The sequence below is a fragment of the Streptomyces sp. NPDC028711 genome (genome assembly GCF_055565415.1).
Genome location: NZ_JBVHUJ010000001.1, coordinates 833,092 through 849,878 on the forward strand (window position 1 = coordinate 833,092; position 16,787 = coordinate 849,878).

Genomic DNA, 16,787 nt, shown 5'->3' on the forward strand with positions numbered 1-16,787 from the left:
GCCCCAAGTATCGCCACACGGCCGCCTCCGGGGACCCCGTACGTCGAGAAACCCGTGCCGTACGTCAGGCCTCAGGAGACGCGGGCGCTACGCCTCGTCGAACGCGTACGCGTCCACCTCGGCGAGGTAGCGGGCCCTGCGCGGTTCGTCGTCCTCCAGGAAGGAGGCCTCGAAGGAGTTGCGGGCGAGCTCGCGGAGCTGTTCCGGCGTCAGCCCGAGGGCGTCCCGTACGGCGTCGAAGTTGTCCCCGGCGTATCCCCCGAAGTACGCGGGGTCGTCGGAGTTGACGGTGACCAGGAGGCCCTCCGTCATCATCGTCCGCAGCGGATGGTCGGCGAGCACGTCGATCGCGCGGAGCCGTACGTTCGACAGGGGGCAGAGGGTGAGCGGCACCCGCTCCCGGACGAGGCGGTCGACGAGCTCCGGGTCCTCCAGGCAGCGCAGGCCGTGGTCGACGCGCTCCACGCCGAGGACGTCCAGGGCCTCCCGGATGTACGCGGCCGGGCCCTCCTCGCCCGCGTGGGCGACCTTGCGCAGTCCGAGCGCCCCCGCGGCCTCGTACACCTCGCGGAACTTCGCCGGCGGGTGGCCGACCTCGGCCGAGTCGAGGCCGACGCCGGTGATCCGGTCCAGGTACGGCTTCGCGGCGTCCAGGGTGGCGAGCGCCGACTCGGCCGACTCGTCGCGCAGGAAGCACATGATGAGCCGGGTGGAGATCCCGTACCGCTCCTCGGAGCGTTCGAGGGAGGCGCTCAGGCCCTCGATCACGGTGCCGATGCCGATGCCCCGGGCGGTGTGCGCCTGCGGGTCGAAGAAGATCTCGGCGTGCCGGACGCCCTGGGCGGCGGCCCGCTCCAGATAGGCGTCGGTGAGCTCCGTGAAGTCCTCGGCGGTCCGCAGGACGGCCATCAGGCCGTAGTAGAGGTCGAGGAAGGACTGGAGGTCGCTGAAACGGTACGCCTCGCGCAGGGCCTCGGTGTCCGCGAAGGGCAGCGTGACGCCGTTGCGCGCGGCGAGGGCGAAGGCCAGCTCGGGTTCGAGGGTGCCTTCGATGTGGAGGTGCAGTTCGGCCTTGGGTACGGGCATGTTCACGTTCGTTTCGGTACGGGGACCCTCATGAGGTCCTTGGCGATGCTCAGTTCGCCGTCGAACCCGGCCGCCCGCGCCTGGCGCTCGAACTCGTCCGGGTCGGAGTAGCGCTGCGAGAAGTGGGTCAGGACGAGGTGCCGTACACCCGCGTCCCGGGCGACGGACGCGGCCTGACCCGCCGTCAGATGGCCGTGGTCGGTGGCGAGGCGGACGTCCTCGTCGAGGAAGGTCGACTCGACGACGAGCATGTCGGCGCCCTCCGCGAGGGCGTGCACCCCCTCGCAGAGCCGGGTGTCCATGACGAAGGCGAAGCGCTGCCCGCGCCGGACCTCGCTGACCTCGTCGAGGGTCACGCCGTCGAGGACGCCCTCGCGCTGGATCCGGCCCACGTCGGGGCCCTTGATGCCGTGCGCGGCCAGCCTCTCGGGGAGTATGCGGCGCCCGTCGGGCTCGGTGAGCCGGTAGCCGTACGACTCGACGGGGTGCGAGAGCCTGTACGCGTCGAGGGTGAACGTGTCGGTGACGGCGAGCGGCCCGTCGGCGGCGACGGGCGACTCGGTCAGCTTCACGGTCTCGCGGTAGGCCGTCGCGTACCGCAGGCGCTCGAAGAAGCGCTGTCCGCTCGCCGGGTAGTGCGCGGTGACCGGGTGCGGGACCTGGTCGAGGTTGATCCGCTGGATCACCCCGGCCAGGCCGAGCGAGTGGTCGCCGTGGAAGTGCGTCACGCAGATCCGGTCGATGTCGTGCGCGGCGACCCCGGCCCGCAGCATCTGGCGCTGGGTGCCCTCACCTGGATCGAAGAGGATGCCCTGTCCGTCCCAGCGCAGCAGATAGCCGTTGTGGTTGCGGTGCCGGGTCGGGACCTGGCTGGCGGTCCCGAGGACGACCAGTTCGCGTACGGACACGTGTTATCCCGGGGGCCAGTTGAGGCCGCGGCCGCCGAGGACGTGCGCGTGGGCGTGGAAGACGGTCTGGCCGGCGCCCGCGCCGGTGTTGAACACGATGCGGTAGCCGGCGTCGTCGGCCTTCTCCTGCGCGGCGATCTCTCCGGCCTCACGCAGTATGTCGGCGGCGACGGTCGGCGCGGCGGTGGCGAGCGACGCGGCGTCCGGGTAGTGGAGGCGCGGGATCACGAGGACGTGGGTCGGCGCCTGCGGGTTGATGTCGCGGAACGCGACGATCGTCTCCGTCTCGCGCACGATCGTCGCCGGGACCTCACCCTCCGCGATCTTGCAGAACAGGCAGTCGCTCTGCGGCTCTCCGGCCATGGCCCTGGGCCTCCTCGCCTCGTCGGTCACTTCACGCGCATGCTATCCGCCATCTCCGACATCCCCGGCCCCCCGGGCCGTCAGTCCTTGGGGGCGCGCCGGTTCAGGGCCGAGCGGCTCACCCAGTACGTGATGATCACGGCCCAGAACAGCGGGGTCCCGAGCCCGCCGACCGCACCCGCACCGAACGACCACAGGGCCATCGTCACCGCCGAGTAGAGGCCGAGCAGCCCCACGGCCGCGGCCATCGCGATCACCGGCCGGCAGGAGCGCGCCACGAGGAACAGGGGGCGGCGCAACCGGGGCGGCACCCGGCGGCCCATCCACAGCACCCAGCCGCCCCAGGCGCCGAGGAGCACGGCCGCGCCGATCACGAAGGGGACGACGGCCTCGGCGCCGGTGGCTCCGGTGCGGACCGGTGCGGAGCCGAACGTGGAGGCGAGGAAGCCGAGCAGGGCCACCCAACGGGCCCCGGCGACGGTGTTCCAGGCCATGGCCTCCAGGTTGTAGCGGGCCTTGCGGTCCTGGACGTCGAGCGCGGCGGAGGCGACGAAGCCCTCGGCGGCCTGCGTCCAGGCCCCGCGCCGGAACCAGCGGCGCCGCAGCCGCAGCAGCGACAGGTTGTTGTGGGCCTCGCTGCTCTGCGGGTTGAGCCGCAGCGTCGTCTCGTACGCCCGCTGCGCGGTGGCGTGGTCGCCCCGGCGCTGGGCGGTGAGCCCGACGAGGAAGTGGGCCGCGTCCTCCTCGGGGGCGAGGCTGACGGCGGCCCGCGCCGCCTCGTACGCCTCGACGGCACGCGCGGGCGTGCGCGCGTGCTCCCCGAACTGGGCGAGGGCCGCGCCGAGGGCGTAGTGGGTGCCCCAGTACTGCGGGGCGAGCTGGACGGCGTACCGGGCGGAGGTCTCGGCGTCCTGGAACCGTCGCAGGCCGAGCAGGATCTGGACGCGCATCAGCCAGGCCATGAGCAGTTCGGGTTCGGCGGCGAGCGCCTGGTCCACGGCGGCGAGCGCGGCCGGGTGGTCCTCGGCGCGATGGTGGCAGCGGGCGAGCAGGACGAGGGCCTCGGCGTCCTCCGGTTCGGTCGCCAGATGCCGGGCGACGAGCTCGCCGGCCTGCGCGTACCTCCCCGTGTCGTACAGGGCCTCGGCGCGCAGGAGGGAGGTCGGGGCGGTCACAGCTTGCGCTTCCGCTTGAGGTGGGCGAGGAGGTCGTCGTACAGGCCGCCCTCGTTGGCGAACATGGCGACGTTCCGGGCGGCGGCGAACCACGGTTCCGTGGACGGCTTGATCTGCTTGGCCGCGCCGAGCAGGTCCTTGGTGGTGATGAGGCGTACGGAGCCGCTGCGGGCGGAGTCGAGGAGCGCGGTCTCGGCGGCGCTCTCGCAGACATGGGCGAGGTCGGCGCCGGAGAAGTCCTCGGTGGCCTTGACGAGCCTGCCGAGGTCGACGGCCTCGATGGGGCGCTCGCGCAGGTGGTAGCGGAGGATCGCCTCGCGGGCGGTGGCGTCCGGCGGGAGCACGAGCAGGGTGCGGTCGAGGCGGCCGGGGCGGCGGAGCGCGATGTCGACGTCCCAGGGCACGTTGGTGGCGGCGAGCACGAAGACGCCCTCGTTGCCCGCGCCGCTCGCGATGCCGTCGAGCTCGGTGAGGAGCTGGTTGACGACGTTGCGCAGGCCGCTGTGGTGAGTACGGGAGCGCTTGGCGCCGAGGGCGTCCAGCTCGTCGAGGAAGACGACGCACGGGGCCTGGCGGCGGGCGGTCTCGAAGATGTCGTGGATGTTCTTCTCCGAGGCGCCGATCCACATGTCGAGGACGTCGGAGAGCGAGACGGTGAGGAAGTTCGCGCCGAGTTCACCGGCGACGGCCCGCGCGATGAAGGTCTTGCCGCAGCCGGGCGGCCCGTAGAGGAGCAGTCCGCCGCGGAGCGACTTGCCGTACAGCCGACGCAGCTCGGGGTTGCGCATGGGAGCGAGGAACGCGGCTTCGAGCCGGTCCTTGACCTCCTCCATGCCGCCGACGTCGGCGAGGCGTACGGAGCCGGGGGCGTCGACGTCCCAGGCGGCGGCGTCCCCGGCGGGCCCCTCGCCGCCGGCGGCCTGCGGGTCCTCGAGGAAACGGGGACCGACGAGGTCCTGGACCTGCTGCTCGGCGGCGTCCCAGTCGAAGGCGGTCCGGTCGCCTTGGGGGCGCGGGTCGGCGGGCTGTTCTTCGGGTTGCGCCGCGTGCCCTACGGACTGCTCGACCGGCTTGTCGGTCGGCAGCTCGACGGGCTCGTCGACCGGCTTGTCGACAGGCGTCACGCCCATCGCCCGCATCATCAGGGCACGCGCCTCCGCGTCCCCCGGCGCGTGCTGGAGCGCGACCGCCGCCTCCGTGACGGCCTCGTCGTTCCGGCCCTCGGAGAGGAGGAGTTCGGCGAAGTGAAGACGCAGGGGTACGTCACCGGGTGCGGCGGCCACGGCGGCACGCAGACTGCGGATCAGGGGGGACTCGTCGGCCATGCGGTCAGCCTAAGGCGGGCCGTCCGGGCTAGTTCCAGCGCCCCGTACGCGCCAGGACGAGCGCCGCCGCCGCCGTGCCCGCCGTCGAGGTGCGCAGCACGCTGCGGCCCAGCCGGTACGGCTTCGCCCCGGCCTCCTCGAACACGGCGAGCTCCTGCGGCGAGACACCGCCCTCGGGTCCGACGATCAGCACGATGGAACCTTTCTCCGGGAGTTCCGCAGTGGCGAGCGCGCCGCTCGGGTGGTCGCGGTCCTCGTGCAGGACGGCCGCGAAGTCGGCGTCGGCGAGCAGCGCGGCGACCTGCTTGGTCGTCATCAGCTCGGAGACCTCGGGGAACCGGGTGCGGCGGGACTGCTTGCCGGCCTCGCGCGCGGTGGAACGCCACTTGGCGAGCGCCTTGAGACCCCGGTCGCCCTTCCACTGGGTGATGCAGCGGGAGGCGGCCCACGGCACGACGGCGTCCACCCCGGTCTCCGTCATGGTCTCGACGGCGAGTTCGCCCCGGTCGCCCTTGGGCAGCGCCTGGACGACGGTGACGCGGGGCTCCTCCTCGGGGTCCTCGTGGTCGCGGGACACCTGGACGGTCAGCCGGTCCTTGCCCTCGGCGGTGAGCACCACGCAGTCGGCCCAACGGCCCCGGCCGTCGGTGAGGACGAGCTCCTCGCCGCCCTGGAGCCGCTTCACGGAGACGGCGTGCCGCCCCTCGGGCCCTTCGAGGACGAAGGTGCCGGCGCCGGGGACGGCGTCGACGACGAAGACGGGTGCGGTCATGAGGCGCTCCTGTGGGCGGGCCCGGAGAGGTCGGAGAGGGCGGTGTCGAGTTCGGCGGCCAGCACCTCGACCAGCTGTCCCGCGGGGAGTTCGCGGGCGAGCCGGTGGCCCTGGCCGGCCCACAGGGCCATGCCCTGGGCGTCGCCCGCCGCGGCGGCGGCCTTGCGGACCGGGGCGGTGAGGTGGTGGATCTCGGGGTACGCGGAGGGGGCGTACGGCCCGTGCTCGCGCATGAAGCGGTTGACGAGGCCGCGGGCCGGGCGCCCGGTGAACGCGCGCGTGAGGGCGGTCCTGGTGAACAGGGGGTCGGTCAGGGCCCGCTTGTGCAGCGGGTGGGCGCCCGACTCGGGGCAGCAGAGGAAGGCGGTGCCGAGCTGGGCGGCGTCGGCCCCGGCGGCGAGGACGGCGGCGATCTGCGCGCCGCGCATGATCCCGCCGGTGGCGACGATCGGCAGGGCGACGCTCTCGCGGATCCGGGTGAGAAGGGTGAGCAGCCCGGTGCCCGGGGCTCCGTCGTCGGCCGGGTCGTCGCGGTACGTGCCCTGGTGGCCGCCGGCCTCGAAGCCCTGGACGCACACGGCGTCGGCGCCGGCGTGCTGGGCGGCGAGGGCCTCCTCGGCGGAGGTGACGGTGACGATCGTGAACGTACCGACACGGGCGAAGGAGGCGACGACCTCGGGCGAGGGGCAGCCGAAGGTGAAGGAGACGACGCGGACCGGGTCCTCCAGGAGGATGGCCAGCTTGGCGTCGTAGGCGTCGTCGCGGCCGTCGTCGGTCTCGCCGAGGGGCGTGTCGTACCAGGTGGCCTCGCCGGCGAGCTGGTGGCGGTAGACCTCGACGGCGGCGGGGTCGGCGGGCCGTCCGCTCGGCGGCAGGAAGAGGTTGACGCCGAATGGGCGCCCGGTGAGCCCGCGTACCTGCTTGATCTCCTGGTACAGGCCTCCGGCCGTCTTGTACCCGCCGGCCAGGAAGCCGAGCGCCCCGGCCTCGCAGACGGCTCCGACCAGCTCGGGACAGGAGGCGCCACCCGCCATGGGGGCCTGCACGATCGGATACCGAGAGAGATCGTTCAGTGCGGTGGTGGACATATGGGCATCGTGCCATGGCCCTGCTGCGGGGCCGAATCCGTACGTCAGGTCATGGAAGGGACGGCTCCGGAAGCCGGGGACACGGGAGACGACGGAGGGGCGGGGCGGCTGACCGCCGTCCCGCCCCTCCCGCTCCGGTGCACGGACCGGATCAGGTACGCCCGTTGAACGCGTCCTTCAGCCGCGAGAACAGCCCCTGCTGCCCCGGCTGGAACTGGCCGGTGGGCCGCTCCTCGCCGCGCAGCTTGGCCAGTTCGCGCAGGAGCCGCTCCTGCTCCGCGTCGAGCTTGCTCGGCGTCTGCACCTCGACGTGCACGATCAGGTCGCCCCGGCCGTTGCCGCGCAGGTGGGTGACACCACGGCCGTGCAGCGGGATCGACTGGCCGGACTGGGTGCCCGGGCGGATGTCGATCTCCTCGAGGCCGTCGAGGGTCTGCAGCTGCACCTTGGTGCCGAGCGAGGCCGCCGTCATCGGGAGGGTGACCGTGCAGTGCAGGTCGTCGCCGCGCCGCTGGAACGTGTCGTGCGGGGTCTCGTGGATCTCGACGTACAGGTCGCCGGCGGGGCCGCCGCCGGGGCCGACCTCGCCCTCGCCCGCGAGCTGGATCCGGGTGCCGTTGTCGACACCGGCCGGGATCTTGACGGTGAGCGTGCGACGGGACCGTACCCGGCCGTCGCCCGCGCACTCGGGGCACGGGGTCGGGACGACGGTGCCGAAGCCCTGGCACTGCGGGCAGGGGCGGGAGGTCATGACCTGGCCGAGGAAGGACCGGGTGACCTGGGAGACCTCGCCGCGGCCGCGGCACATGTCACAGGTCTGCGCGGAGGTGCCGGGAGCGGCGCCCTCGCCCGAGCAGGTCGTACAGACGACCGCCGTGTCGACCTGGATGTCCTTGGTGGTGCCGAAGGCCGCCTCGTTGAGGTCGATCTCCAGACGGATCATGGCGTCCTGGCCGCGGCGGGTCCGCGAGCGCGGTCCGCGCTGCGAGGCCGTGCCGAAGAAGGCGTCCATGATGTCGGAGAAGTTGCCGAAGCCACCGGCACCGAAGCCGCCCGCGCCGCCTCCGCCGGAGGCCGAGAGCGGGTCGCCACCCAGGTCGTAGACCTGCTTCTTCTGCGGGTCCGAGAGGACCTCGTAGGCGGCGTTGATCTCCTTGAAGCGTTCCTGCGTCTTCGGATCGGGATTGACGTCCGGGTGCAGCTCGCGGGCGAGCCTCCGGAAAGCCTTCTTGATCTCGTCCTGGGACGCGTCGCGGCGCACGCCGAGTACGGCGTAGTAGTCCGTGGCCACTTACGACTCCGCCAGGATCTGTCCGACGTAACGTGCCACTGCGCGTACCGCTCCCATCGTTCCGGGGTAGTCCATGCGGGTCGGTCCGACCACGCCGAGTTTGGCGACTGCCTCGCCGCCCGAACCGTAGCCGACCGAGACGACGGACGTGGAGCTCAGCCCCTCGTGGGCGTTCTCGTGCCCGATGCGTACGGTCATGCCCGATTCCTTGGCCTCGCCAAGCAGCTTGAGGAGCACGACCTGCTCCTCCAGAGCCTCCAGGACGGGCCTGATCATCAGGGGGAAGTCGTGTCCGAAGCGGGTGAGATTGGCGGTGCCGCCGATCATCAGCCGCTCCTCGTGCTCCTCGACCAGGGATTCGAGGAGGGTCGCGAGCACGGTCGAGACCGTGGCGCGGTCCTCGGTCTCCTCGAAGGACTCGGGGAGGTCCTGCACCAGCTGCGGCACGTCGGCGAACCTGCGGCCGACGACCCGGCTGTTGAGCCGGGCCCGCAGATCGGCGAGCGAGGTCTCGCCGAAGGGCGCGGGGCAGTCGATGAGCCGCTGTTCGACGCGGCCGGTGTCCGTGATGAGCACCAGCATCAGGCGGGCGGGGGCCAGCGAGAGCAGCTCCACGTGCCGGACGGTCGAACGCGTCAGCGAGGGGTACTGGACGACGGCGACCTGACGGGTCAGCTGCGCGAGCAGCCGCACCGTGCGGCCGACGACGTCGTCCAGGTCCACCGCGCCGTCGAGGAAGTTGTGGATGGCCCGGCGCTCGGGCGTCGACAGCGGCTTGACGCCGGCGAGCCGGTCGACGAAGAGCCGGTAGCCCTTGTCGGTCGGGATGCGGCCGGCGCTGGTGTGGGGCTGGGCGATGAAGCCCTCCTCCTCCAGGACGGCCATGTCGTTGCGCACGGTGGCGGGCGAGACGCCGAGCTTGTGGCGCTCGGTGAGCGCCTTGGAGCCGACGGGCTCCTCCGTCCCGACGTAGTCCTGGACGATGGCGCGCAGGACCTCGAGTCTGCGTTCGCTGAGCATCGTGCGCACCTCCAGCTGTCGTCGTCGTTCCGGTTGCTCCGCTTTTGGCACTCACCCTGTCCGAGTGCCAGCGAGCCCCCGGCCAGTGTACGGCGGCGGGCGTCGCTCCTGGCAAGGAGGCGGCGCCCCACCGGCTAGCGTCGCCCCATGGACGTGGATTGGGAAGCGTACGGATGGGAGCGGCTCTCGGACGGGGTGGGCCGGCGACGGCTGCCCCGCTGGGACGCCACGGTCGGACTGGTACTGGGCGAACGGGCGGCGCTGCTGTACGACACGGGCGCCTCGCTCGCCGAGGGCGGCGAGCTGCGGACCCAGGTGGCGGAGCTCACGGGCGGCCGGAGAGTGACGCACATCGCACTCAGCCATCCCCATTTCGACCATGTGCTGGGCACGGCGGCCTTCTCGGGGGCGGAGGTCTTCGGCGCGGTCGGCTCGGACGAGCTGCTCGGCCGGACGCGGGACCGGGAGGAGCTGCGCACGGACGCGGTACGGCAGGGCCTCGACGAGACGGAGGCGGCGGAGGCCGTGGACGTCCTGGTGGCTCCGCGGCACGTGGTCTCCGGCGAGTGGACGCTCGACCTCGGCGGCCGGCAGGTCCTCCTGGCGAACGTCGGGCCCGGCCACACGGGCCACGACCTGGTGCTCCTGGTCCCGGGAGAGCGGGAGGTGGTCTTCTGCGGCGACCTGGTGGAGGAGTCGGGCGAGCCCCAGGCGGGCCCGGACGCGATCCCCTCCCGCTGGCCGGACGCCCTGGACCGGCTGCTGCGGCTCGGCGGCGAGGAGGCGCTGTACGTACCGGGGCACGGCGCGGTGGTGGACGCCACGTTCGTGCGGGCACAGCGCGATGAACTGGCACAGCGCTTCGGGGTGTCATAACGTCGCGCGAATGCGCAGCTACGACCCTGATCTGACGCCCTCTTGGAAGCGCTCGGCGCCCGTCCCGGAGATCCCGGCCGACCGTGACCTCGTCGTCGAGGAGGTCACGACGGGCTTCTGCGGGGCGGTGATCCGCTGCGAGGCGGGCACGGTGACACTGGAGGACCGCTTCGGCAAACACCGGGTCTTCCCGCTGGAACCCCGCGGCTTCCTCCTGGAGGGCCGGGTGGTGACCCTGGTGCGACCGGTCGCGGCTCCCGCCCGCCCCACCCGTACGGCCTCGGGCTCGGTCGCGGTGCCGGGCGCACGCGCGCGCGTGGCCCGGGCGGGCCGGATCTACGTGGAGGGCCGCCACGACGCCGAGCTCGTGGAGCGGGTCTGGGGCGACGACCTGCGCATCGAGGGCGTGGTCGTGGAGTACCTGGAGGGCGTCGACGACCTGCCGTCGATCGTGGCGGAGTTCGGCCCGGCGCCGGACGCGCGCCTGGGCGTCCTGGTGGACCACCTGGTCCCGGGCTCGAAGGAGTCGCGCATCGCCGCACAGGTGGTGTCCCCGGACGTGCTGGTCGTCGGCCACCCGTACATCGACGTCTGGGAGGCGGTGAAGCCGTCGTCCCTGGGCATCCCGGCCTGGCCGAAGGTCCCCCGGGGCCAGGACTGGAAGACGGGCGTCTGCCGGGCCCTCGGCTGGCCTCACGACAACACGGGCGCGGCCTGGCAGCACATCCTGTCGAAGGTCACCTCGTACAAGGACCTGCAACCGGAGCTCCTGGGCAGAGTCGAGGAACTGATCGACTTCGTCACAGCCCCGTAGCGAGCCCACGACCATCACCCGCCCACCCCCGTGTGGGCAATCGTCCCGCAGGGCGGGACGGGTGGGCACACGGGACGGCGCCCTGGCGGGCGCCTCCGCCCCTCGCGCCCGGACCTCAGTCCACCAGGTCCCGCACCACGGCATCGGCGAGCAACCGCCCCCGCAGCGTCAGAACGGCCCGCCCGGCCTCGTACGGCTCAGGCGCGAGAAGCCCGTCCGCCAGCGCGCGCTCAGCCGCGGCAAGCCCCTGCGGACGCAGAAGGTCCAACGGGCACCCCTCCCGAAGCCGCAGCTCCAACAGCACCCGCTCCACCCGCCGGTCCTCGTCCGACAGCAGCTCCCGCCCGGCCCCGGGCGACCTCCCACCGGCGAGCGCCGCCGCGTACGCGCCCGGGTGCTTCACGTTCCACCACCGCACCCCGCCCACGTGGCTGTGGGCCCCCGGACCCGCCCCCCACCAGTCCGCACCACGCCAGTACAGCTCGTTGTGGAGGCAGCGGCCGGCCTCCGAGGTGGCCCAGTTGGACACCTCGTACCAGTCGAATCCGGCCTCGGCGAGAACGGAGTCCGCGATCAGGTACCGGTCGGCATGCACGTCGTCGTCGGTCATCGGCACCTCGCCGCGCCGGATGCGGCGAGCGAGCTGCGTGCCCTCCTCGACGATGAGGGCGTACGCGCTGACGTGGTCGGGCCCGGCGCCGATCGCCGCGTCGAGCGAGGCCCGCCAGTCGTCGTCGGACTCCCCGGGCGTGCCGTAGATGAGATCCAGGTTCACGTGCTCGAACCCGGCGGCCCGCGCCTCCGCGACGCACGCCTCGGGCCGTCCGGGGGTGTGCGTGCGGTCGAGGACCTTCAGGACGTGCTGCCGGGCGCTCTGCATGCCGAAGGAGATCCGGTTGAACCCCCCGGCCCGCAGCTCCTCCAGGTAGGCGGGGTTCACGGACTCCGGGTTCGCCTCGGTCGTGACCTCGGCGTCGTCCGCGAGCCCGAACTCGTCCCTGACGGCCTTCAGCATCCGTACGAGGTCACCGGCGGCGAGCAGCGTGGGCGTACCGCCGCCGACGAACACGGTCCGCACCGGTCTGGGGTCGTCCCCGAGCACCTTCCGGGCGAGCCGGATCTCGTCGGCGACCTGGTCGGCGTAGTTGTCGCGGGAGGCCAGCACGCCTCCGGTGCCGCGCAGCTCGCTCGCCGTGTAGGTGTTGAAGTCGCAGTAGCCGCAGCGCGTGGCGCAGTACGGCACGTGCAGGTAGAACCCGAGCGGCCGCTCGCCGGCCCCTTCCAGGGCGTGCGGGGGCAGCGCCCCGTCGTCGGGAACGGTCTCACCATCGGGCAGTACGGAAGGCATGAGCCCATTGTCCCGTACTGCCCGAGGTGAACCGTCTGCCTGTGGACAACCGCGGTCCTGGCTGGTCAGGACTCCCGGGAGCCCGCGTACATCTCCTCGATGAGGTGCTTGTACTCGCGCTCGACCACCGGCCGCTTCAGCTTCAGCGACGGGGTCAGCTCGCCGTGCTCGATGTCGAGGTCGCGCGGCAGCAGGCGGAACTTCTTGATCGTCTGCCAGCGCTGGAGGCCCTGGTTGAGGCGGTCGACGTAGCCCTGGATCATCGCCACCGTCTGCGGGGCTGCGACGACCTCGGCGTACGACTTGCCCGCGAGGTCGTGCTCGGCGGCCCAGCCGAGGAGGGAGGGCTCGTCGAGGGCGATCAGCGCGGTGCAGAAGTTCCGGTCGGCGCCGTGGACGAGGATGTTCGAGACGAACGGGCAGACGGCCTTGAACTGGCCCTCGACCTCGGCGGGCGCGATGTACTTGCCGCCGGACGTCTTGATCAGGTCCTTCTTGCGGTCGGTGATCCGGAGGTAGCCGTCGGCGGACAGCTCGCCGATGTCACCGGTGTGGAACCAGCCGTCGGACTCCAGGACCTCGGCCGTCTTCTCGGGGAGGCCGTGGTAGCCCTCCATGATGCCGGGGCCGCGCAGCAGGATTTCGCCGTCGTCGGCGATGCGGACCTCGGTGCCGGGAAGCGGCTTGCCGACGGTGCCGGTGCGGTAGGCCTCCCCCGGGTTGACGAAGGAGGCGGCGGAGGACTCGGTGAGTCCGTACCCCTCCAGGATGTGGATGCCCGCGCCGGCGAAGAAGTAGCCGATCTCGGGGGCGAGCGCGGCGGAGCCGGAGATGCACGCGCGCAGGTTGCCGCCGAAGGCGTCGCGGATCTTGGAGTAGACGAGGGCGTCGGCGATCTTGTGCTTGGCGGTGAGGCCGAAGGGCGCGGAGGCGGTGCCGGTGCGGCGGAAGTTGTCCTGGCTCGCCTTGGCGTAGGCGCGGGAGACGCCGGCCGCCCACTGGAAGATCTTGTACTTGGCTCCGCCGGCGGCGCGGGCCTTGGCGGCGACGCCGTTGTAGACCTTCTCGAAGATGCGGGGCACGGCGGCCATGTAGGTCGGCTGGACCACCGGCAGGTTCTCGATGATCTTGTCGACGCGGCCGTCGACGGCGGTGACGTGCCCGACCTCGATCTGGCCCGAGGTGAGGACCTTGCCGAAGACGTGCGCGAGCGGCAGCCACAGGTACTGGACGTCGTCCTGGGTGACGAGGCCGGTGGCGGCGATGGCCTTCGCCATGTACGACCAGTTGTCGTGCGGGAGGCGGACGCCCTTGGGGCGGCCCGTGGTGCCGGAGGTGTAGATGAGGGTCGCGAGCTGGGTGGGGGTGATCGCCGCGACCCGCTCCTTGACGGCCTCGGGGTGCTTCTCCAGGTACGCCTTGCCGCGCGCCTCGAGCTCGGCGAGGGAGAGCACCCACTCGCCGTCGCTCTCCACGCCGGTGGCGTCGATGACGACCACGTGGTGGAGGTTGGGCAGGTCGGCGCGACGCTCCACGGCCTTGGCGAGCTGGGCCGCGTCCTCGGCGATGAGGACCTTCGACTCCGAGTCGGAGAGGATGAACGCCGACTCCTCGGCGTTGGTCTGCGGGTAGACCGTGGTGGTCGCGGCGCCCGCGCACATCACGCCGAGGTCGGCGAGGATCCACTCGACGCGGGTGGAGGAGGCGAGTGCGACGCGCTCCTCGGGCTGCACGCCGAGGTCGACGAGGCCGGCGGCGATCGCGTAGACGCGCTCGGCGGCCTGGCCCCAGCTGAGCGACTTCCAGTCGTCCGGACCGGCGCCGGAGGCGGCGGGCACGGGGTAGCGGTAGGCCTCCGCGTCCGGAGTCCGCTCCACGCGCTCAAGGAAGAGGGTCGCCACGGAAGGCGGCCGGTTCTCGATCTGGGTCTGTGTGTCGCTCACGACGTCCTCCGGGCGGCGGCGGTGCCTGCTGGTGGTTCGTAACTAACTGGCGAGTAACCTTCGAGCCGGGATCAGAGTAAAGCGCCGAGGACCGGCGCGTAAGGGGCTACAGGGCGTCGCTTCACGTCGCTTCCATAACGAACGGGCCCTCGTGTGGTCGCGAGAACCGGCCACGCTCGGTCGCGAGAACGGGCCCACGCGCGCGTGGCGCGTGGACCCGTTCACCGACTGCCTCTTCCGGCCGACGCTACTTCTTCTTGCCGGAGGACTCGTCGCTCGACAGGACGGCGATGAAGGCCTCCTGCGGCACCTCCACCGAACCGACCATCTTCATGCGCTTCTTGCCTTCCTTCTGCTTCTCCAGCAGCTTCCGCTTACGGGAGATGTCACCGCCGTAGCACTTGGCGAGGACGTCCTTGCGGATGGCGCGGATGGTCTCGCGGGCGATGACGCGGGAGCCGATCGCGGCCTGGATCGGCACCTCGAAGGCCTGCCGCGGGATGAGCTCGCGCAGCTTCGCGACGAGCCGCACACCGTAGGCGTACGCGGCGTCCTTGTGGGTGACGGCGGAGAACGCGTCGACCTTGTCGCCGTGCAGCAGGATGTCGACCTTGACCAGGCTGGAGGCCTGCTCGCCGGTGGGCTCGTAGTCCAGGGAGGCGTAACCGCGCGTCTTGGACTTCAGCTGGTCGAAGAAGTCGAAGACGATCTCGGCGAGCGGCAGGGTGTAGCGGATCTCGACCCGGTCCTCGGAGAGGTAGTCCATGCCCATGAGGGTGCCGCGACGGGTCTGGCAGAGCTCCATGATCGCGCCGATGAACTCGCTGGGGGCGAGGATCGTGGCGCGGACGACGGGCTCGTACACGTCGTCGATCTTGCCCTCGGGGAACTCGCTCGGGTTCGTGACCGTGTGCTCGCTGCCGTCCTCCATGACCACGCGGTAGACCACGTTGGGGGCGGTGGCGATCAGATCGAGCCCGAACTCGCGCTCGAGCCGCTCACGGATCACGTCGAGGTGGAGCAGTCCGAGGAAACCGACGCGGAAGCCGAAGCCGAGCGCGGCGGAGGTCTCCGGCTCGTAGACCAGCGCGGCGTCGTTGAGCTGGAGCTTGTCGAGGGCCTCGCGGAGGTCCGGGTACTCGGAGCCGTCCAGCGGGTAGAGGCCCGAGAACACCATCGGCTTCGGGTCCTTGTAGCCACCCAGGGCCTCGGTCGCGCCCTTGTTCAGGGAGGTGATCGTGTCACCGACCTTGGACTGACGGACGTCCTTCACGCCGGTGATGATGTAGCCGACCTCGCCGACGCCGATGCCGTCGGCGGGCGTCATCTCCGGGGACGAGACACCGATCTCGAGCAGCTCGTGGGTGGCGCCGGTCGACATCATCTTGATGCGCTCGCGCTTGTTGAGCTGACCGTCGACCACTCGTACGTACGTCACCACGCCCCGGTACGAGTCGTACACGGAGTCGAAGATCATCGCGCGCGCGGGGGCGTCCGCGACACCGACGGGCGCGGGGACGTCCCGGACGACGCGGTCGAGCAGGGCCTCGACGCCGACACCGGTCTTCGCGGAGACCTTGAGGACGTCCTCCGGCTGGCAGCCGATGAGGTTGGCGAGCTCCTCGGAGAACTTCTCCGGCTGGGCGGCCGGCAGGTCGATCTTGTTCAGTACGGGAACGATGGTGAGGTCGTTCTCCATCGCCAGGTACAGGTTGGCCAGGGTCTGCGCCTCGATGCCCTGGGCCGCGTCCACCAGCAGGACCGTGCCCTCGCAGGCCGCCAGCGAACGCGAGACCTCGTACGTGAAGTCGACGTGCCCCGGGGTGTCGATCATGTTCAGGATGTGCGTGGTGCCCTGAGCCGGCCCCTCGGTCGGCGCCCACGGCAGCCGGACCGCCTGGGACTTGATCGTGATGCCCCGCTCCCGCTCGATGTCCATGCGGTCGAGATACTGGGCACGCATCTGCCGCTGGTCGACCACACCGGTCAGCTGGAGCATCCGGTCGGCGAGCGTGGACTTGCCGTGGTCGATGTGCGCGATGATGCAGAAGTTGCGGATCAGAGCCGGGTCGGTACGGCTCGGCTCGGGCACGTGGGTAGGAGTCGCGGGCACGCAGGGTCTCGTCTCGGGGCGATGTCGGATCGATACGTAGGCTCCATGGTCCCATGCCCGTCGCCCTGTGCCCGGTTTGGGCGGCCCCGAGGGTCACTGATACTGTGGACAGCTGTGCCTCGTGTGCCCTCTCAGCTGCGAGTCACACTCCAGAAGGAACATCGAACCTGTAAAGGCTCTTTTCGTGGCGAACATCAAGTCCCAGATCAAGCGGAACAAGACCAACGAGAAGGCGCGCCTGCGTAACAAGGCCGTCAAGTCGTCGCTCAAGACCGCGATCCGCAAGGCCCGCGAGGCTGTCGCCGCCGGTGACGTCGAGAAGGCCACCGTGGCTTCCCGCGCCGCCGCGCGCGCGCTCGACAAGGCTGTCTCGAAGGGCGTCATCCACAAGAACGCCGCCGCCAACAAGAAGTCGGCGCTGGCCACCAAGGTTGCCGCTCTCCAGGGCTGAGCTCTGATGTGATCGGCCGTACGGGACCCAGCGGGCCCTCTCTCCCGCTCCCGCCCGGCCACCCAGGACTCGCACGCGGACGCGTTCGCCACGCGGGTGCGAGCCCACCCAGCTTGAACGACGAAGGCCCCGCCGCCTCCTCCCCAGGAGCGACCGGGGCCTTCGTCGCGTCCAGGGGCCACCAGCCCCCGGCAGGGTTTCGGGAAGGGGGGTG

The 16,787-nt window shown here is 71.6% G+C and carries 15 protein-coding genes; 3 read left to right on the top strand and 12 right to left on the bottom strand.

The window, feature by feature from the left end; genetic code table 11:
• Positions 1 to 87 precede the first annotated feature (87 nt).
• From ACZ4VK_RS03745 to hrcA, 9 genes are all read right to left on the bottom strand, one after another.
• Positions 88 to 1,086, bottom strand: coding sequence for an adenosine deaminase (locus tag ACZ4VK_RS03745; RefSeq protein ID WP_468348836.1), 999 nt, complete (start codon positions 1,084 to 1,086; stop codon positions 88 to 90).
• A gap of 2 nt (positions 1,087 to 1,088) precedes the next feature.
• Positions 1,089 to 1,994: a ribonuclease Z gene (locus tag ACZ4VK_RS03750; protein WP_468348075.1), complete on the bottom strand. Its 906-nt coding sequence runs from the start codon at positions 1,992 to 1,994 to the stop codon at positions 1,089 to 1,091.
• 3 nt (positions 1,995 to 1,997) lie between these two features.
• Positions 1,998 to 2,357, bottom strand: a complete 360-nt coding sequence (locus ACZ4VK_RS03755) for a histidine triad nucleotide-binding protein (protein ID WP_468348077.1) — start codon at positions 2,355 to 2,357, stop codon at positions 1,998 to 2,000.
• 80 nt (positions 2,358 to 2,437) lie between these two features.
• A complete protein-coding gene (locus ACZ4VK_RS03760) occupies positions 2,438 to 3,532 on the bottom strand; it encodes a tetratricopeptide repeat protein (RefSeq protein ID WP_468348079.1) in 1,095 nt (364 codons plus the stop codon).
• Positions 3,529 to 4,857 carry an ATP-binding protein gene (locus ACZ4VK_RS03765; RefSeq protein ID WP_468348081.1) on the bottom strand — a complete coding sequence of 443 codons (1,329 nt, stop codon included), beginning with the start codon at positions 4,855 to 4,857 and terminating at the stop codon, positions 3,529 to 3,531. The genes ACZ4VK_RS03760 and ACZ4VK_RS03765 overlap by 4 nt, the downstream gene beginning before the upstream one ends.
• 28 nt (positions 4,858 to 4,885) lie before the next feature.
• Positions 4,886 to 5,629, bottom strand: a complete 744-nt coding sequence (locus ACZ4VK_RS03770; RefSeq protein WP_468348083.1) for a 16S rRNA (uracil(1498)-N(3))-methyltransferase — start codon at positions 5,627 to 5,629, stop codon at positions 4,886 to 4,888.
• Positions 5,626 to 6,717, bottom strand: coding sequence for a nitronate monooxygenase (locus ACZ4VK_RS03775; protein ID WP_468348085.1), 1,092 nt, complete (start codon positions 6,715 to 6,717; stop codon positions 5,626 to 5,628). The genes ACZ4VK_RS03770 and ACZ4VK_RS03775 overlap by 4 nt, the downstream gene beginning before the upstream one ends.
• 151 nt (positions 6,718 to 6,868) lie before the next feature.
• On the bottom strand, positions 6,869 to 8,008 hold the full coding sequence (gene dnaJ, locus ACZ4VK_RS03780; RefSeq protein ID WP_389679137.1) for a molecular chaperone DnaJ: 1,140 nt from the start codon (positions 8,006 to 8,008) through the stop codon (positions 6,869 to 6,871).
• On the bottom strand, positions 8,009 to 9,028 hold the full coding sequence (gene hrcA, locus ACZ4VK_RS03785) for a heat-inducible transcriptional repressor HrcA (RefSeq protein WP_389679138.1): 1,020 nt from the start codon (positions 9,026 to 9,028) through the stop codon (positions 8,009 to 8,011).
• A 147-nt stretch (positions 9,029 to 9,175) separates the two neighbouring features.
• On the opposite strand from hrcA, the gene ACZ4VK_RS03790 reads away from it, so the two are divergent.
• Both ACZ4VK_RS03790 and ACZ4VK_RS03795 read left to right on the top strand, forming a co-directional pair.
• Positions 9,176 to 9,904 carry an MBL fold metallo-hydrolase gene (locus ACZ4VK_RS03790; protein WP_468348088.1) on the top strand — a complete coding sequence of 243 codons (729 nt, stop codon included), beginning with the start codon at positions 9,176 to 9,178 and terminating at the stop codon, positions 9,902 to 9,904.
• Positions 9,905 to 9,914: 10 nt separating this feature from the next.
• Positions 9,915 to 10,718 (top strand): DUF3097 domain-containing protein, encoded by an 804-nt coding sequence (locus tag ACZ4VK_RS03795; RefSeq protein ID WP_468348089.1) that lies wholly within the window; start codon positions 9,915 to 9,917, stop codon positions 10,716 to 10,718.
• A gap of 115 nt (positions 10,719 to 10,833) precedes the next feature.
• On the opposite strand, the gene hemW is transcribed toward ACZ4VK_RS03795, so the two are convergent.
• The 3 genes from hemW to lepA all read right to left on the bottom strand — a co-directional run bounded on the left by hemW (position 10,834) and on the right by lepA (position 16,122).
• Positions 10,834 to 12,066 (bottom strand): radical SAM family heme chaperone HemW, encoded by a 1,233-nt coding sequence (hemW, locus tag ACZ4VK_RS03800; RefSeq protein WP_468348091.1) that lies wholly within the window; start codon positions 12,064 to 12,066, stop codon positions 10,834 to 10,836.
• Between the two features lie 65 nt (positions 12,067 to 12,131).
• Positions 12,132 to 14,009, bottom strand: coding sequence for an AMP-dependent synthetase/ligase (locus ACZ4VK_RS03805; protein WP_468348093.1), 1,878 nt, complete (start codon positions 14,007 to 14,009; stop codon positions 12,132 to 12,134).
• A 247-nt stretch (positions 14,010 to 14,256) separates the two neighbouring features.
• Positions 14,257 to 16,122: a translation elongation factor 4 gene (lepA, locus tag ACZ4VK_RS03810; RefSeq protein WP_468348095.1), complete on the bottom strand. Its 1,866-nt coding sequence runs from the start codon at positions 16,120 to 16,122 to the stop codon at positions 14,257 to 14,259.
• Positions 16,123 to 16,306: 184 nt separating this feature from the next.
• Between lepA and rpsT the strand changes: the two genes are divergently transcribed.
• Positions 16,307 to 16,573 (top strand): 30S ribosomal protein S20, encoded by a 267-nt coding sequence (gene rpsT, locus ACZ4VK_RS03815; RefSeq protein ID WP_266965826.1) that lies wholly within the window; start codon positions 16,307 to 16,309, stop codon positions 16,571 to 16,573.
• Positions 16,574 to 16,787 lie beyond the last annotated feature (214 nt).